General features: G+C 69.6%; 13 protein-coding genes. 9 read left to right on the top strand and 4 right to left on the bottom strand.

What is annotated here, in order from left to right:
- Positions 1-2: 2 nt before the first annotated feature.
- The 3 genes from kdpC to GGR47_RS03750 are packed head-to-tail and all read left to right on the top strand — an operon-like array spanning position 3 to position 3,903.
- Positions 3-572, top strand: coding sequence for a potassium-transporting ATPase subunit KdpC (gene kdpC / locus GGR47_RS03740; protein ID WP_147036131.1), 570 nt, complete (start codon positions 3-5; stop codon positions 570-572).
- Positions 572-3,235: a sensor histidine kinase gene (locus GGR47_RS03745; protein WP_147036132.1), complete on the top strand. Its 2,664-nt coding sequence runs from the start codon at positions 572-574 to the stop codon at positions 3,233-3,235. Before kdpC ends, GGR47_RS03745 begins: the two co-directional genes overlap by 1 nt.
- Entirely contained in the window at positions 3,235-3,903 is a 669-nt protein-coding gene (locus tag GGR47_RS03750; protein ID WP_147036133.1) for a response regulator transcription factor, read from the top strand. The genes GGR47_RS03745 and GGR47_RS03750 overlap by 1 nt, the downstream gene beginning before the upstream one ends.
- 113 nt (positions 3,904-4,016) lie before the next feature.
- On the opposite strand, the gene yghU is transcribed toward GGR47_RS03750, so the two are convergent.
- The 3 genes from yghU to GGR47_RS03765 are packed head-to-tail and all read right to left on the bottom strand — an operon-like array spanning position 4,017 to position 7,300.
- Entirely contained in the window at positions 4,017-4,907 is an 891-nt protein-coding gene (yghU, locus tag GGR47_RS03755) for a glutathione-dependent disulfide-bond oxidoreductase (protein WP_147036134.1), read from the bottom strand.
- 55 nt (positions 4,908-4,962) lie between these two features.
- Entirely contained in the window at positions 4,963-6,090 is a 1,128-nt protein-coding gene (locus tag GGR47_RS03760; protein WP_147036135.1) for a sensor histidine kinase, read from the bottom strand.
- Positions 6,080-7,300 (bottom strand): sigma-54-dependent transcriptional regulator, encoded by a 1,221-nt coding sequence (locus GGR47_RS03765; RefSeq protein WP_183949431.1) that lies wholly within the window; start codon positions 7,298-7,300, stop codon positions 6,080-6,082. The genes GGR47_RS03760 and GGR47_RS03765 overlap by 11 nt, the downstream gene beginning before the upstream one ends.
- A 126-nt stretch (positions 7,301-7,426) precedes the next feature.
- Here GGR47_RS03765 and GGR47_RS03770 point away from each other — a divergent pair, with 126 nt between their 5' ends.
- The 6 genes from GGR47_RS03770 to GGR47_RS03795 all read left to right on the top strand — a co-directional run bounded on the left by GGR47_RS03770 (position 7,427) and on the right by GGR47_RS03795 (position 15,598).
- Positions 7,427-8,722, top strand: coding sequence for an efflux RND transporter periplasmic adaptor subunit (locus GGR47_RS03770; protein WP_244305293.1), 1,296 nt, complete (start codon positions 7,427-7,429; stop codon positions 8,720-8,722).
- An 11-nt stretch (positions 8,723-8,733) separates the two neighbouring features.
- Positions 8,734-9,411, top strand: coding sequence for an ABC transporter ATP-binding protein (locus GGR47_RS03775; RefSeq protein WP_147037343.1), 678 nt, complete (start codon positions 8,734-8,736; stop codon positions 9,409-9,411).
- A 14-nt stretch (positions 9,412-9,425) separates the two neighbouring features.
- Complete coding sequence (locus tag GGR47_RS03780; protein ID WP_147037344.1) at positions 9,426-11,846, top strand: FtsX-like permease family protein; 2,421 nt, start codon at positions 9,426-9,428, stop codon at positions 11,844-11,846.
- Positions 11,839-13,086, top strand: a complete 1,248-nt coding sequence (locus GGR47_RS03785) for a TolC family outer membrane protein (RefSeq protein WP_183949432.1) — start codon at positions 11,839-11,841, stop codon at positions 13,084-13,086. Before GGR47_RS03780 ends, GGR47_RS03785 begins: the two co-directional genes overlap by 8 nt.
- 92 nt (positions 13,087-13,178) lie before the next feature.
- Positions 13,179-14,504, top strand: coding sequence for an MFS transporter (locus GGR47_RS03790; RefSeq protein ID WP_147036093.1), 1,326 nt, complete (start codon positions 13,179-13,181; stop codon positions 14,502-14,504).
- Positions 14,501-15,598, top strand: coding sequence for a glycoside hydrolase family 68 protein (locus GGR47_RS03795; protein WP_147036092.1), 1,098 nt, complete (start codon positions 14,501-14,503; stop codon positions 15,596-15,598). Before GGR47_RS03790 ends, GGR47_RS03795 begins: the two co-directional genes overlap by 4 nt.
- 7 nt (positions 15,599-15,605) lie before the next feature.
- Here the strand turns inward: GGR47_RS03795 and GGR47_RS03800 are convergent, their stop codons facing one another.
- Entirely contained in the window at positions 15,606-16,667 is a 1,062-nt protein-coding gene (locus GGR47_RS03800; RefSeq protein WP_147036091.1) for a LacI family DNA-binding transcriptional regulator, read from the bottom strand.
- Positions 16,668-16,673: the final 6 nt, after the last annotated feature.

Consider the following 16,673-nt stretch of genomic DNA (forward strand, 5'->3'; position numbering starts at 1 on the left):
TAATGGGTAAGGATTTCTCTTCGGCACTGCGGCCGGCGATCGTAATGACATTGCTGTTCGCGGCGTTGCTCGGCATCGTCTATCCGCTGGCGATGGCCGGCGTCGGCCAGATCGTCTTCCCCCATCAGGCGAACGGCAGCCTGATCGAACAGGGCGGGCGCGTGATCGGGTCGGACGTGGTGGGCCAAGCGTTCACGTCGGACCGCTATTTCCAGACGCGCCCCTCCGCGGCGGGCAAGGGTTATGACGGCATGGCGTCGAGCGGATCGAACCTCGGCCCGGCGAGCAAGGCACTGGCCGATCGCGTCACCGCCGATGTGGCGAAGCGCCGGGCGGAGGGCGTGACGGGGCCGATCCCCGCCGATCTCGTCACCACCAGCGGATCGGGCCTCGACCCCGATCTGTCGCCGGAGGCAGCGCTGGCGCAGGCCCCCCGCATCGCACGCGTCCGCGGCTTGCCGGTGGCACGCATCGAAGCGCTGGTCGCCGCGGCGACCGAGGCCCCCGTGCTGGGCGAACCCCATGTAAATGTGCTTGCACTCAACCGCGCGCTCGACGCATCCCGCAGGTGATGAGCGACGGCCGGCCCGACCCCCAGGCATTGCTGCGTCAGGCGGCGCAGGAGGGTCGCGGCCGCCTGAAGATCTTCCTCGGGGCGGCACCGGGCGTCGGCAAGACGTTCGAGATGCTGTCCGAGGGGAAGGCGCGGGCGCGCGAGGGCGTCGATGTCGTCGTCGGCGTGGTCGAGACGCACGGCCGCGCCGAGACGGAGGCGCTGACCCGCGGGTTCGAGATCCTGCCGCGCCTCGCCATTCCCTATGAGGGGCGGACGCTGCACGAGATGGACCTCGATGCGCTGATCGCCCGCGCCCCCCGCCTCGCGCTGGTCGACGAGCTGGCGCATACCAATGCGCCGGGCAGCCGCCACCCCAAGCGCCATCAGGACGTCGAGGAACTGCTCGCTGCGGGGATCGACGTCTATTCGACAATCAACATCCAGCATGTCGAAAGCCTCAACGACATCGTCGCGGGCTTTACCCATGTCCGGGTGCGCGAGACGGTGCCCGACAGCGTGCTGGAGGCGGCCGAGATTGAGGTCGTCGACATCCCGCCCGACGAGCTGATCGAGCGGCTGAAGGCGGGCAAGGTCTATCTGCCGCAGGAGGCGACGCGCGCGCTCCAGCATTTCTTTTCCAAATCCAATCTGTCTGCGTTGCGCGAACTGGCGCTGACCCGCGCTGCGCAGGCGGTCGACGCGCAGATGCTGGAGCATGTCCGCGCGCTGGGCGTCGGCGGCACCTGGGCGGGGGCGGAGCGGATCGTCGTCGCGATCAACGAACTGGCGGGCGGCGAGGGGCTGGTGCGAGCGGGCAAGCGCGTCGCGGACGGGTTGCGCGGGCCGTGGACGGCGCTGTTCATCGAAACGCCGCGCGTGGCCGCGTTCAGCGACGCGCAGCACGCCCGCGTCGCGGCGGCGATGACGCTGGCGACACAGCTGGGCGCGACGGTGGTGACCGTCCCTGCGGCGGGGGTGGTCGAGGGGATCAAGGCCTATCTGGCCGATGCCCGCGCGACGCAGCTGATCGTCGGCAAGTCGCGGCGGTCGCGCTGGTTCGAGTTGCGGCATGGTTCGGTGGTCGACCGGCTGGTGCGCGAGACGCCGGGCGTGACCGTCCACGTGCTGCCGGTTGCGGGTGGTGCGGCAAAGCCCGAACGCCTGCCGCGCCGGCGTGGCGCATGGGGCACGCGGCTGGGCTATGTCGCCACCAGCGCGATGATCGCGGGCGTCACCGGCGCCGGCACCGCGCTGTTCCGGGTGCTGCAGCTGGGCAACGTCGGCATGCTGTACCTGCTGCCGGTGATGGCGGCGGCGAGCCTGTTCGGGCTGCGCACCGGCCTGTTCGCGGGGCTGGCATCGAGCCTGGCCTATAACTTCTTCTTCCTGCCGCCGACCGGCACGTTCACGATCAGCAATCCCGAAAACGTGATTTCGGTGTTCGTGCTGCTGGGCGTCGCCTTCGTCACCAGCCATCTCGCCGCGCGGGTACGGGCGCAGGCGGACCTCGCCAGCCAGAGCGCGCGGACCAATGCCGCGCTGACCGGCTTCCTGCGCCAGTTGACCGAACTGGCCGACGATGCGGCGGTGAAGCGCGCCACCTGTCGCGAAATCGCGCATATCCTCGACGTGCATAGCGTGCTGCTGGGTGCGGGCGCCGGCGGATTGGACGTGCAGGCCGCCGATGCGGAGGGGTATCAGCTCGGCACGCTCGATCTCGCCGCGGCGCAATGGGCGTTCGACAATGCGACGACGACGGGGCGCGGATCGGGCACGCTGACCGCATCGGACTGGGTGTTCCACCCGCTGTCGCATGCCGGACGGACGCTGGCGGTGCTGGGCCTCGCGCGCGACGGCGGCGGTGATCCCGTGCGCGCCGACCAATTGCCGCTGCTGACCAGCCTGATCGACCAGGCGGCGATGGTGCTGGAACGGCTGCGGCTGGAAGGCGAGATGCGCGACGTCGAGACGATTCGCACCCGCGATCGCCTGCGCGGCGCCTTGCTGTCGTCGGTCAGCCACGACCTGCGCACGCCGCTGACCGCGGTGAAGGCTGCTGCCGCTGAGCTGCGCCACGGCGTGACGCCGGATCTGGTTACGACGATCGAGGTCGAGACGCGGCGGCTGGACCGGTTCGTCGCCAATCTGCTCGACATGGCGCGGATCGAGGCGGGGGCGCTGACGCTGGCGATCGAGCCGACCGACCTTGCCGATGCGGTGACGGGCGCGGCGCATGATGCGCGCGCGGCGCTCGCCGGTCATGCGATCCGGCTGGACGTGCCGCCCGACCTGCCGCTGGTCCGCTGCGACGCGCAGCTGCTGCATCATTGCCTGCTCAACCTGCTCGACAATGCGGGGCGCTATGCGGATCCGGGCACCGCGATCCGCATCGTCGGCGCGCATCGCGGCGCGACCTTGCGGTTGTCGGTGGTCGACGAGGGGCCGGGCCTGCCGCCGGGAGCGGAAAGCGCGATCTTCGACACGTTCCGCCGCTTCGACGGATCGGATCGCTCGGCGGGGGGCACGGGGCTGGGCCTTGCCATCGTCAAGGCGTTTGCGGAGGCGATGGGCGTCGGCGTGGAGGCGGCCAATCGCGACGATGGCGCAGGCGCCCGGTTTACGCTGGTCTTCCCGTCCGCGACGATCGTACGCGACGCAATGGTCGAGGGGCAGGTCTGATGGCGCGCGTGCTGGTGGTGGATGACGAGCCGGCGATCCGGCGGTTGCTCCGCCAGACGCTGGAGCGCGCCGGCCACGACGTGATCGACGCCGCCGATGCGCGCGCGGCGCTGGCCGCGGTGGCGCAGGACGCGCCGGATGCGGTGCTGCTCGATCTGGGGTTGCCGGGGCGGGATGGGCTGGAGCTGGTGCCGGTCATCGCGCGGACGCCGGGGATCGCGCTGCTGGTCGTCTCCGCGCGTGATGCGACCGAGGACAAGGTCGCTGCACTCGACCTCGGCGCGGACGATTACGTGACCAAGCCGTTCGACAGCGAGGAATTGCTCGCCCGCCTGCGCGTTGCGCTCCGACGCAGCGAGGCGAAGGGCGGCGGCGTGGTGCGCGCGGGCGAGGTGACGATCGATCCCGCCGCGCACCGCGTCGAACGCGCGGGCGCGGAGGTGCATCTGACGCGCAAGGAATATGAGGTGCTGACGCTGCTCGCCGACCATGCCGGGCGCGTCGTGACGCACAAACTGATCCTGCAGCGCGTGTGGGGCGGTCACGATCCGAAGGTCGAATATCTCCGCATCGTGATCCGCAACCTGCGCCAAAAGCTGGAGGCGCCGCGCCCCGTCGGCAGCCTGATCGCGAACGAACAGGGGATCGGCTATCGGCTGATCGGGTAGGCTTTTTCGCCCTCACCCTTCGCCGGCTTTGCCGGCTCTTCCCTCTCCCGCTGGGAGAGGGAGGGAGCGCTGAGGCGCGGAAGGGTGAGGGTGATGTCAGCCGGTCCGGGATATCACGCGGCCTCGTGCCCTTCCGCCAACGCACGGTCGATATCCGCTGCGCTGTGGCGTTCGGTTAGGAAGGTGCCGGGCGTGCCGGTCAGGCGGTTGACGATGCGGCCGCGGCGGACGCCTTCGCGTGCGGCGATCGTATCGGTCCAGCGGCGGACGTTCGGATAGTCCTCGACCGACAGGAACTTTTGCGCACTGTAGATGCCGTCCATCAGCCCGCCATACCAAGGCCACGCCGCGATATCGGCGATCGTATAGTCGTCGCCCGCGAGGAATGCGTTGTCGGCTAGCCGCGTGTCGAGCACGTGCAGCTGGCGCTTCGCCTCCATCGCATAGCGGTCGATCGCATATTCGATGCGGAAGGGCGCGTAGGCGTAGAAATGGCCGAAGCCGCCGCCGACGAAGGGCGCCGAGCCCATCTGCCACATCAGCCAATTGAGCGTTTCGACCCGCGCCGGGCCGGAGGCGGGCAGGAACGCGCCGAAGCTTTCGGCGAGGTGGATCAGGATCGATCCGCTTTCGAACAGGTGCAGCGGCCGATCGCTGCGGCGGTCGAGCAGCGCCGGGATTTTCGAATTGGGATTGATCGCGACGAAGCCGCTGCCGAACTGGTCGCCCTTGCCGATCTCGATCGGCCAGGCGTCATAGTCCGCGCCCGCATGGCCGGCGGCGAGCAGCTCTTCGAGCATGATCGTCACCTTCTGCCCGTTGGGGGTGCCCAGCGAATAGAGTTGCAGGCCATGGTCGCCAGTGGGGAGGTCGCGTTGTTGCGTCGCGCCGGAGATGGGGCGGTTGATGCTGGCGAACTGGCCGCCGTTGCCCGGGTTCCACGTCCACACCTCGGGCGGGACGTAGCCGGCGGGCTGGTTGTTGGCACTGGTGTCGTCGGCCATCGATCGGGCTCCTCATGGGTCGGGCGCTGAACGCGCGAAAGGGGGTTTGGCGCCGTCAGGGGATCGTGAGGCGGAAACGGGTCGGCGCATCGGAGGCTAGCGTCAACGTGCCGCCATGCGCCAGCGCGATCTGCCGCGCGAGGCTGAGGCCCACACCGGTGCCGTCCGCCTTGGTGGTATGGAAGGGGCGGAAGATGCGGGCGACGGCGTCTGCGGGAACGCCGGCGCCATTGTCCTCTATCTCGATGGCCAGCGTGTCGCTTGCCGTGACGCGCAACGCCACCTGCGCCCCGGCGGCGTGCGCCGTGGTGGCCGCTTCGGCGGCGTTCTGTAGCAGCGCCCAGACCGCCTGCACGATCTGGTCGCGATCGAGCGTCCAGGCGTCGGCATCCGCCGCCACCGATAGTGCGACGGCGGGCCATCGCGTGGCGAACAATCGCGCGAGATCGTCCGTCAGCTCGCCCACCGGCACCGCACGCCGCGTGGGTTCCGGCAGGCGGGCAATGGCGCGATAGGCTTCGGTGAAGCGCTGCAACCCCTCTGCGCGGCGCGCGAGCGTGTCGAGGATCTCGCGCAGCAACGCCACGTCGACCTGCGGCCGCGCGACCGCGACGGCGCCGCTTTCGGCGAGCGAGGCGATGGGGGCGAGGCCGTTGAGCAATTCGTGCCCCAGGACCTGGATCATCTCCGCGCTGGCGCGGGCTTCGGCGGCGCGCTCCTCCTGTTCGATGTCGATCAGCGCGGCGACGTCCTGCCCATTGGCAACGCGCACGCGGTCGATCCGCCAGCCGCGGCCTTCGTGGCGCAGATGGGTGGCGGTGGCATCGGTCAGCGCCGGCGGCACGGGAAGGATACGGTCGTCGGTCGCGAACAGACGGCGCGCGGCGCGGTTGAGCGCGCGCGCGGCAGTCGCGTCGATCGCCAGCAGCGGCGTCGGCGCGGCGTCGAGCAACAGGCGCAAGACCAGCCCGTCGGCGTCGTCGGTCCGTGCCGGGTCCGGTCGGACTGCATCGCGCGGGCGCGCCACAAGCCACCAGTTGAGCGCAGCGAGCCACAGCGCAACCAGCGCTGCGCCAACGCCCAGGCCCCAGGTGCCCTGCTGCCAGGCGAGCGCCGCGACGATGCCCGCCACGACCAGTCCGAAGCTGAGGGCGATGGGCGAGGGCCCGCGCTTAAAGACCATAGCGCGCCATCCGCCGATACAGCGCGCCGCGGCTGAGGCCGAGCGCCGTCGCCGCCTGTGTGACATTGTGGCGATGTTCGCGCAGCGCCGCTTCGATCATCGCGCGCTCCGCATCACTGAGCGCGAAATTCGCCTCTGGCGCGGTGGGGACCGCACTATCCGCGATCGGGGCGGCGGGCGCGATCAGTGCGGCGTCGAGCACGCCATCGTCCGACAGCAGCACCGCGCGTTCGATCGCCAGCGCGAGGCCGCGGACCTCGTCCGGCCAGACGGCGCTGCGGATCGCCGTGACCGCGGCGTCGGTGAAGTGGACGGGCGGCCGTACGAACCGCTCCGCGGCAAGCCGCGCGAAATGGCGCGCGAGCAGCACGGCGTCGTCGTCGCGCGCGCCGAGCGACGGCATAGCCACCTCCACCGTCGCCAGCCGGCGTTGCAGCGCGGGCGAGAGCGCCGTGACGCTGGACGCGATCGCGATGCAGCGGATGTCGGCGGGCAGCCGCTGGGCAAGTCGATCCTGTGCGAACGCGTCCAGCCCGTCCGGGTGGCGCAGGATCGCGGTGCCTTCGGCCGTATCGAACGACGCCCAGGCGGCGGGATCGCGCAGGTCGATCGTGATCGGCGTTCGCGAGGCCCATGGTGAGGCGGCGTGGATCGCCAGCGTGGCGAGCGTCCGGCCGCTTCCGGCGGGGCCGGTGACGGTGACGCCCGCGGGGGTCGGCGCGATGCGGCGGATCAGCGCGCGCACCCGCTCCATCGCCGCGCTGTCGCCGAGCAGGCGGGCGGGTTCGGCTCCGGCGGACTGCGGCGATGCCGGCGCCGCTGCCGCCCCGCGCAGGATCGCCCCCTCGACGCGGGCGAGCAGGTCCGCGTTGCGCCACGGCTTCATCGCGAAATCGCGTGCGCCCGCCTGCATCGCCGCGACCGCGATGCGGATACCGCTGTGCGCGGTGAGTACGATGACGCAAGCGGCTGGATCGTCGGCCATGATCCGGGCGAGGCAGGCGAGGCCCTGTTCGCCACTCGATTCCCCCGGTGTGAAGTTGAGATCGAGCAGGATCGCGTCGTAGCGCTGCGTCGCGAGGCGCGACATCGCCTCTTCCGGCCCCTTGGCCCCATCCAGCCGGTGGCCGGCCATGCGAAAGGCGATGTCCATCGCGCCGAACACCGCCGGATTGTCGTCGATCAGCAGAATCGTCCGTCCGGTTGACACGCCGTCGGACCGTCCATTTCCGGACAGTGCGTCCGCTTGCGAACGGTCACCGTCCGGTGTTCTAGGTAAAAGTCCAGTATTCATAACGGTTTAGGCTTTTCGGCTGTTCGCGGCGACACTGGCGCCATGATGACCGAACCGTCCGAACACGCAACTGCTTCCCCCGGTACGTCGCCGGGCGCCGCCATGGACCGCCGCGTCGATCGGCCCGCACGCCCCTGGTGGCGCCGCCGCGGCGCGCTTGCCGTCTGCCTCGCACTGATCGCTGCGATCGCGCTGTGGCGGATCATGCCGGCGAGCGGATCGACCGACGTCGCCGCCACGGACATCGACACCGGCACGGTCGAACGCGCGCCCTTCGCCGATTACCTGCCCGTCCGGGCGACCGTGGCGCCGCGCGTCACCACGTTGGTCGGGGTGCTGTCGGGCGGGCAGGTCGAGAAACTGCTGGTCCAGGACGGCGCGATGGTGGCGGAGGGACAGCCGCTCGCGACGCTCGCCAACCCGACGCTGAAGCTCGACGTGCTGACCCGCGAAGCGCAGATCGCCAGCCAGCTGGGCGGCCTCGCCGGCGAGAACCTCGGCATCGCGCGCAACCGCCTCGATCGCGCGGGACAGATCGCACAGGCGAACTACGACCTCATCAAGGCGCGCCGCGACCTCGGCATCCGCCAGCAGCTGCACGACAAGGGCTTCGTCTCCGATGCCGGCGTGAAGAGCTACGCCGAGGAAGCGGCGTATCAGGAAAAGCGGCTGGCGCAGCTGCAATCGGGTGGCGCGGCGGAGGCGCGGATCACTACGACGCAGGGGGCGCGGCTCGACGACACGCGCACGCGGCTGGAGCGCAACCTGGCGGCGGTGCGATCGGGGCTGGACGCGCTGACGATCCGCGCGCCCGCAGGTGGCCGGCTGACCAACTTCACGCTGCAGCCCGGGCAGACGCTGAAGCCCGGCGACCCCGCGGGGCAGGTTGACAGCGAAGGCTCGTGGAAGCTGGAGGCGGATGTCGACGAATATTATCTCGGCCGCGTCGCGGTCGGCCAGCGCGCTACGGCGAACGGCATGGCGCTGACCGTGTCGAAGGTACTGCCCGCGGTGAAGGACGGTCGCTTCCGCGTCGAATTGACGTTCGACCGCGCGCCGACGGCCAGCCTGAACCGTGGTCAGACGATCGACACGCGTATCACGCTCGGCAGCACCGCACCCGCTCTCGTCGCGCCGGTTGGTGGCTGGCTGGAATCGGGTGGCGGTTCGTCCGCCTTCGTCCTCGACGCCGATGGCCGCCATGCCCGCCGTCGCACCATCAAGACCGGCCGCCGCAACCCCGAACAGGTCGAGATCCTGTCCGGCCTGCAACCCGGCGAACGCATCGTCACCAGCAACACGTCGTCCGTGAAGGGCGACATCCTCAACATTCGTTGAAAGGGCTCTTCGTGATCCGTCTCGAAAATATCCAGCGCCGCTACGTCTCCGACGAGGTGGAAACCACCGCGCTCGCCGACATCGACCTGCACGTCGCGGCGGGGGAGTTCCTCGCCATCATGGGGCCGTCGGGCTGCGGCAAGTCGACATTGCTCAACACCTTGGGCACGGTCGATCGGCCGACGGGCGGCCGCTACCTGTTCGGCGATCGTGACGTTGCCGCGTTAGACGAGGCGGAGCTGGCGAAGTTTCGCGGTTCGACCCTCGGCTTCGTGTTCCAGAGCTTCAACCTGATCGACGAGCTGACGATCGAGGAGAATATCGCGCTCGGCCTCGCCTATCGGAAGGATGCGGGGGACCGGAAGGCGCGCGTCGCCGCGGCGATGGACAAGGTCGGCATCGCCCACCGTGCGCGCCACTTCCCGCACCAATTGTCGGGCGGCCAGCAACAGCGCGCCGCCATCGCCCGCGCGATCGTCGGCGATCCCAAGCTGATCCTGGCGGACGAACCGACCGGCAACCTCGACACCGCGAACGGCGAGCAGGTGATGGGAATCCTGTCTGCGCTGAATGCCGAGGGCGCGACGATCGTGATGGTGACGCACTCGCCCAGTCACGCCGACATGGCGAAGCGCCGCATCGACATGCTCGACGGCCGCATCGTCGCCAGCGCCATGCGCGCGATCTGAGGGGGGGGGACGCCATGAACCGCTTCGCGCTTTTGTCGCTGTACCGCTCGCTAACCCGGCACAAGCTCTACGCCGCGCTCAACATCGGCGGGCTTGCCGTGGGCATCGCCGTGTTCCTGGTGCTGGGCCTGTACGTCCGGTTCGAGACGAGCTTCGAAAAATGGCTGCCGAACCATGACAAGATCTATCTGGTCGAAACCGTCTGGAACATGAAGGGCAGCGAATATAACGGCCCGACGCCCGAGACGATGGGTGGACTGCTCGACGAGTTGAAGGGCGATTTCCCCGACATCGTCGGCACGCGCTACTCCGGCGGCAAGAACGGCGGCAGCGTGTTGCGCAACGGCGTCGCGACGCGTGAGGATTTGGCGCAGGCCGATCCGACCTTCTTCGATGTGTTCGATATCCCGATGGTGAAGGGCGACGGGCGGCAGGCGCTCGCATCGCCGACCGGCCTGCTGCTCAGCGAAAGCCAGGCGCGCAAATATTTCGGCACCACCGATCCGATCGGCCAGACGATGACGATCGCTGCCGCGGGCGAGACGCCCAAGCAATATCGCGTCACCGGCATTTTCCGTGACCTGCCAGCAGCGACCGAACGGCAGTTCACGATGCTGGTCCAGCTGCCGAAGACAGCTCATCCCGAGCAGTGGACACACTGGGGCAGCACGTCGTTGTCGACATACCTCCGCTTCGATACGTCGGCGGCGGCGCAGGCGTTCGAACAAAAGATGCCTGCGTTCGTCGAGCGGCATGGCGTGCGGGACATGGGGCCGAAACCGTCGGAGTCGATCGGGCTTGCGATGTACCCGCTCGCCAAGGTTCATCTGACCAACGACATCGGCGACGGGCAGCGCCAGACGGTCGTGACGCTGGGCATCGTCGGCGTGCTGACGCTGCTGATCGCGCTGGTCAATTACGTCAATCTCGCCACGGCGCGCGCGGGGCTGCGCGCGCGGGAGGTCGCGATGCGCAAGGTGCTGGGCGGCAGTCGCAGCGCGCTCGTTCGCCAGTTCCTGGGTGAAGCGGTGCTGACCGTTGTGGTGGCGGCACTGGGCGGTTTGATCTTGGCCGAGCTGGGCCTGCCGTTGGTGAATGCGGCGGGCGGTCTGTCGCTGACGATTCCCTATCAGATCGTGGTGCCGGCGCTGGTCGTGCTGGCGATCGTCACCGGGATCGCGGCGGGCTTCTACCCTGCAGTGATGCTGGTGCGCTTTCCGGCGGCGGCGGTGCTGGCGTCGTCACGCGCGCCGGGCGGCGGCCGGGCGGGGACGCGGACGCGCGAGGCGCTGGTCGTCTTTCAGTTCGGCCTCGCCATCGCCTTCATGATCGGCACCGCGGTGCTGGTCGCGCAGACGCGCTATGTGCGCACCGCCGATATCGGGTTCCGGCGCGACGGCCTGCTGGTGATCCCGTCGCTGTCGAGTGCGCAGATCAGTCCGGGCCAGGCCAATGCCATCGTCGCCGCGATCCGCGCGCTGCCGATGGTCAAGGCGGTCGGCCTCTCCAACTTTGCCGTGGGCGGCAGCGGCAGCATGAGCAGCGACAACGTTCCGATCCCGGGGCGGCCGGGAGACGGCCCGATGCTGAACTGGGTCGATGTCGGCCCCGACTTCTTCAAGGCGCATGGCGTCGGCGCGGTGGCGGGGCGGCTGTTCGACAACGCGCATCGTATGGACGACAACAGTCAGCGACCATCCGGGGCGGCCAAGAACATCATCATCACGATGAAGGCGGTCGGTACGCTGGGTTTCCGTTCGGCGGATGAGGCCATCGGGAAGACGGTCGGCGGCGACCGTCCGCGTACGATCATCGGGGTCGTCCCCGATATGCGCTTCCGATCGCCCCGCACGCCGATCGTGGCGACCTATTATTACTACACGACCAAGGCGCCGTCGTTCGTGACCGTCGCGAGCGTGCGGGTGGCAGGCGATCCGCGCGCGGCGCTGGCGGAGGTGAAGGCGATCTGGCAGCGGATGGCGCCGCAGGTGCCCTTCGGCGGCAAGAGCGCGGATGACCGGCTCGATGACTTCTACAAGGCCGACGAGCAGGCGACGCGGCTGTTCGCGATCGGCGCAGGGCTGGCGGTGGTGATCGGTTGCGTCGGCCTGTGGGGGCTGGCCTCGTTCAACACCTCGCGGCGGATCAAGGAGATCGGCATCCGCAAGACGCTGGGCGCGTCGTCGGGTGATATCGTCAAGCTGCTGGTCGGGCAGTTCCTGCGGCCGGTGCTGATCGCCAACCTTGTCGCCTGGCCGATCGCCTTCTTCGCGATGCGGACGTGGCTGGCAGGGTTCGTGGATCGGATCAGCCTGTCGCCGCTGTTCTTCCTTGGCGCGACCGTGCTCGCCGTCGTGATCGCGGTGCTGACCGTGCTGGGGCAGGCGCTGAAGGCGAGCCGGGCTGCGCCGGCCTGGGCGTTGCGCCATGACTAAGCGCCTCGCCGCCATCGCGCTGCTGCTGAGTGCCGCGCCCGCCTCTGCCGAAACGCTGCGCGAGGCGATCGCGGCGGCCTATGCCACTAACCCGCAGCTCGCGGCGGCGCGGGCGCGGCAGGAGGCGCTGGCGGAAACGCCTGCACAGGCGCGGGCGCTCGGGCGGCCGACGCTGTCGGCCAGCGGGGGTGCGGGGTACGACCGGCTGGGATACGGCAGCTCCGGCAATGCGTCGGTCGCGGCCGACCTGCCGATCTGGACCGGCGGGCGGGTGCGCGCGGCGGTCCGGGCGGCGCGCGAGGATGTCGCCGCGGGCGCGGAGGGGCTGCGCGATACCGAGGCGGCGATCCTGCAGGGCGTCGTGCTCGCCTACGCCGACCTGCTCTACAACCAACAGGCGGTCGAGGTGGCGCGTGTCGGCATCGAGCGGCTCGATCGGCAGGTGGAGGAGGCGCGCTCGCGCTTCAACCTGGGGCAGGGGACGCGCACCGACGTCGCGCAGCTGGAGGCGCAGCGCGCGACGGTCGTCGCCAATCTCGCCGATGCGGAAGGGGCGCTCGCCACCGCCGCCGCAGCCTATCGCGCCGCGGTGGGGCAGGATGCCGGCGCTTTGGTGGCCGACGTGCCGCCGCCCGCCGCGCTGCCCGCCGATCGTGGCCAGGCACGCGCGGCGGCCGAGGCGTCGAACCCTCTGCTCCTCCAGCAACGCCGCGTCGTCGCAGGGTCCGCCGCACGGATCGATGCGGCTCGCGCCGAGGGCGCGCCATCGCTGGACCTGACGGGCGGTTACGGCCGCGGCCTGATCGTCGGCGATGGCCGGACTCGGGGGTATGACGCCGCCGCCTCCGCCGGGCTCAGCCTGCGCATACCGTTGTTGACCGGCGGCCTCGTTCCGTCGCGCATACGGCAGGCCCAGGCGACCAACCGCGCCGAACGCTTTCAGGCAGACGCGACGCAGCGCGAAACCGTTCGCAGCGTCGATGCCGCCTGGGCGACGCTGAGCGCGGCGCAGGCACGGCTGCGCGCAAACGTCGATGGCCTTGCCGCCGCCGACCTCGCGCTGAAGGGCGTGCGTGCCGAATATGCCGTCGGCCTGCGCACGACGATCGACATTCTTGTTGCCGACCAGAGCTATCGCAGCGCGCAGCTGGCGGTCGCGTCGGCGCGGGCGGATGTGCTTGTGGCGCAGGCGGCGCTGCTGCGCGCGACGGGGCGGCTGGATAGCCGGGCCTACGGATAGGTTCATGCAATCGATTGTTGTATTGGCCTGCGCAAACCGCTATCGCTGATCCGATGACGCTGCGACGATGGCGTCCGTCAGGGAGAGGCGCCATGCGTATGCCGGAGATGAAGCCGCGACTGTCGGTGCCGCGTATCCTCGAGATGAACCTGGGGTTCCTGGGGCTGCAGTTCAGTTTCGGGCTGCAACAGGGCAATATGGCGCCGATCTACAGCTATCTCGGCGCGTCGGAGGCGTCGCTGCCGCTGCTGCAACTGGCGGGGCCGATGACGGGGTTGCTGGTCCAGCCGCTGATCGGCGCGCTGAGCGACCGGACGGATACGCGCTGGGGCCGGCGGACGCCCTATTTCCTGGTCGGTGCGCTGATGTGCGCGATCGGGCTGTTTTGCATGCCGCTGAGCAGTTCGATCCTGATGGCGGTGTCGCTGCTGTGGATCCTGGATGCCGGCAACAATATCACGATGGAGCCGTATCGCGCTTATGTCTCCGATCGGCTCGATCCCAGCCAGCACCAGATCGGCTTCCTGACGCAATCGGCGTTCACCGGCCTTGCGCAAATGCTCGCCTTCCTGACGCCGTCGCTGCTGGTCTGGGCGGGGATGAACCAGGATTGGGTCGACGCGCACAACATCCCCTATACCGCGCGCATCGCGTTCATGGTCGGCGCGGTGCTGTCGCTGACGACGATCGTCTATTCGGTGCGGCGCGTGCCCGAACTGCCGCTGTCGCTCGCCGAGCGCGCGCGGATCGCGGCGGCGCCCAAGGGGCTGGGTGCGGCGCTGCGCGAGATCGGCACGGCGATCGTCCAGATGCCGCTCGCGATGCGCAAGCTGGCGCTGATGAGCCTGTTCCAATGGTATGCGATGATGGCCTATTGGGCCTATGTCATCTACGCGATCGGCCGGTCGGTCTATGGCACCGCCGACGCAACCTCCAGCGGCTTCCATTCCGCGGTGCTGACCAACGGCGTGATGGCGGCCTGGTACAACGGCATCGCCTGTCTTGCGGCCTTTGCGATGGTGCCGCTCGCCCGCCGGATCGGTGCGGCACGGTTGCATGGCGTCTGCCTGGTGCTGGCGGGCGCGGGGATGATCGCGCTGCCGCATGTCACGACCGCGGCGATGCTGTTCGTGCCGGCGATCGGCATCGGCATCGGCTGGGCGAGCATGATGGGTAACCCCTACGTCATCCTCGCCGGCGCGATCCCGCCCGAACGGACGGGCGTGTACATGGGCATTTTCAACATGATGATCGTCATTCCGATGCTGATCTTCTCGGCGACGATGCCGCTGATCTACGGCCCGTGGCTGGGCGGCGATCCGCGCAACGTGCTGACCTTGTGCGGCGTGCTGATGGTCTGCGCGGCGGCGGCGGTCGTCTGGGTCCGCGAGCGCCCCGCGGCGGAGGCACGGGCATGAGCGTGTGGCGGCGCGAGGATGCCGTATTGGCGGTGGCGGACGCGGCAGCGCGGCTGCCGGTGATCCTGGCGAAAGACGTGGTGGCGATCGATCCCACCCGCGCCCTGTGGGACATGTGGCCGATCGCGCGTCGCGACGGCACGACCGCGACGATCGACGGACGGCACTATTGGTTCTTCCTCGCCGTGCCGCAGGCGCCCGATCCCGAGGCGCGGCACGATGTCGCTCGTATCCGCTTGTACAGCGTCGGCGCGGACGGCTGGCGCGATCATGGTGATGCCTTTCCCGATGGCTTCACACCGGGCACGCGCGAATGGTCGGGCAGCGCCTGGCTCGCTGATGACGATGTGACGCTGACGATGCACTTCACCGCGGCGGGCGTGCGCGGCGGCGGCCCGCGCTTCACGCAGCGCCTGTTCGAAACCACCGGCCGGCTGGTCGACGGCCGCGTCACCGACTGGAGCGCGCCGGTCGAGACGGTGCGCGCCGACGGCCGTTGGTACGCGCCGGCCGAACAGGACGCCTCAATCGACGACCGGATCAAGGGATTCCGCGACCCGGGCTATTTCCTCGACCCCGCGACGGGGCGCGAACACCTGCTGTTCACCGGCTCCGCGGCAGGCGCAACCGACGTCCACGACGGCGTCGTCGGCCTCGCCACCCGCGACGGCTTCGGCTGGGCGATCAAGGCGCCGCTGGTGGACGCGACCGGCGTCAACAACGAGCTGGAACGCCCGCATATCGTGGTGCGCGACGGCCTGTATTATCTGTTCTGGTCGACGCAGGCGAAGCGCTTCGCCCCCGGCATCGATGCGCCGACCGGCCTGTACGGCATGGTCGCCGATCGCCTGTGCGGCCCTTGGCGCCCGCTCAACGGCAGCGGCCTCGTCGCCGCCAATCCGATCGAGGAACCGACACAGGCCTATTGCTGGTGGGTGACGGGCGAGGGGGATGTCATCAGCTTCGTCGATTATTGGGGTCTCGATAATGTGCCGCGCGGCAGCGACGCCGCCTTCCGCCGCGAGCATTTCGGCGGCACCGCCGCGCCCTTCTTTCGATTGGAACTGAAGGGCGACAGCGCGCGGATCGCCTGACCTCTCGTCAGGCGCTGTCGCGTGCGACCAGCACCGGCTCCATCACCAGCGACGGGCGGTCCTCGCCCGCGATGCGCGCGAACAGCGCATCGACCATCGCCTCGGCCCCGCGTGGCAAATCCTGCCGCACCGTCGTCAGCCCGATGCGCGCCTGCGCCGCGAAGGGCAGATCGTCGAAACCGGTGACGGCGATCCGTTGCGGCACGGCGGTCCCGCGCCGATCGAGCACCGCGATCGTCTGCATCGCGATCACGTCCGAGGCGGCGGCGATGCCGTCGATCGCGTCGCCCGCGCGGTCGAGGTTCGCGGCGATCTCCGCGGCCATGATGTCGGAGGCGAGGTGCGTGTCGAGCTGTAACGGCGGCGGCAGGCCGGCGGCCTCCGCGGCAATGCACAGGCCGCGGTGGCGATCGATCAGCTCCAGCGTCCGCACCTCGCCCATGAAGGCAAGCCGGCGACAACCGCGTGCGATCAACCGCTCGCCGACCAGTCGGCCCCCCGCGACATTGTCGACCCCGATCGCGCAATGCGCCTGACCCGGCACGGTGCTGCCCCAGACGACGAGCGGGCGATAGCGGCGCGCGACCTCTTCGATCACCGCGAACTGGTCCGACTGGCCGATCAGCAGCACGCCATCGAGTGTCCCCGACCGGACGATATCGTCCAGCCAGTCGTCGCTGTCGGGCACGACGCGGGACAGCAGCACGTCATAGCCGCGGGCGGTGATGCCGTCAGCGAGGTGGCCGAGCAGCGTCATGAAGAACGGGTCGGACAGATGCTGGCGCCGTTCATGGCCCAGCGGCACCGCGATGCCGATCACGCCGGTGCGCTGCGTGCGCAGCCGGCGCGCCATCAGATTGGGGCGAAAGCCATGTTCGGCGGCGATCGCGGCGATGCGCTGGCGCGTCTGTTCGTTGACCAGCGGACTGTTGGCGAGCGCGCGGGATACCGTGCCGGGATTGACGCCGGCCAGCCGGGCGATGTCCTTCAGGGTGCGGATCGGGCGCTCAGCCGTGGTCATGGTGACGGCATAGGTCGCGCCGCGGCGGAAATGAAGATGCCACCGCATCGTGCG

Origin of the sequence: Sphingomonas aquatilis (genome assembly GCF_014196115.1) — a bacterium.
In the GTDB taxonomy this organism is placed as follows: Bacteria; Pseudomonadota; Alphaproteobacteria; order Sphingomonadales; family Sphingomonadaceae; genus Sphingomonas; species Sphingomonas aquatilis.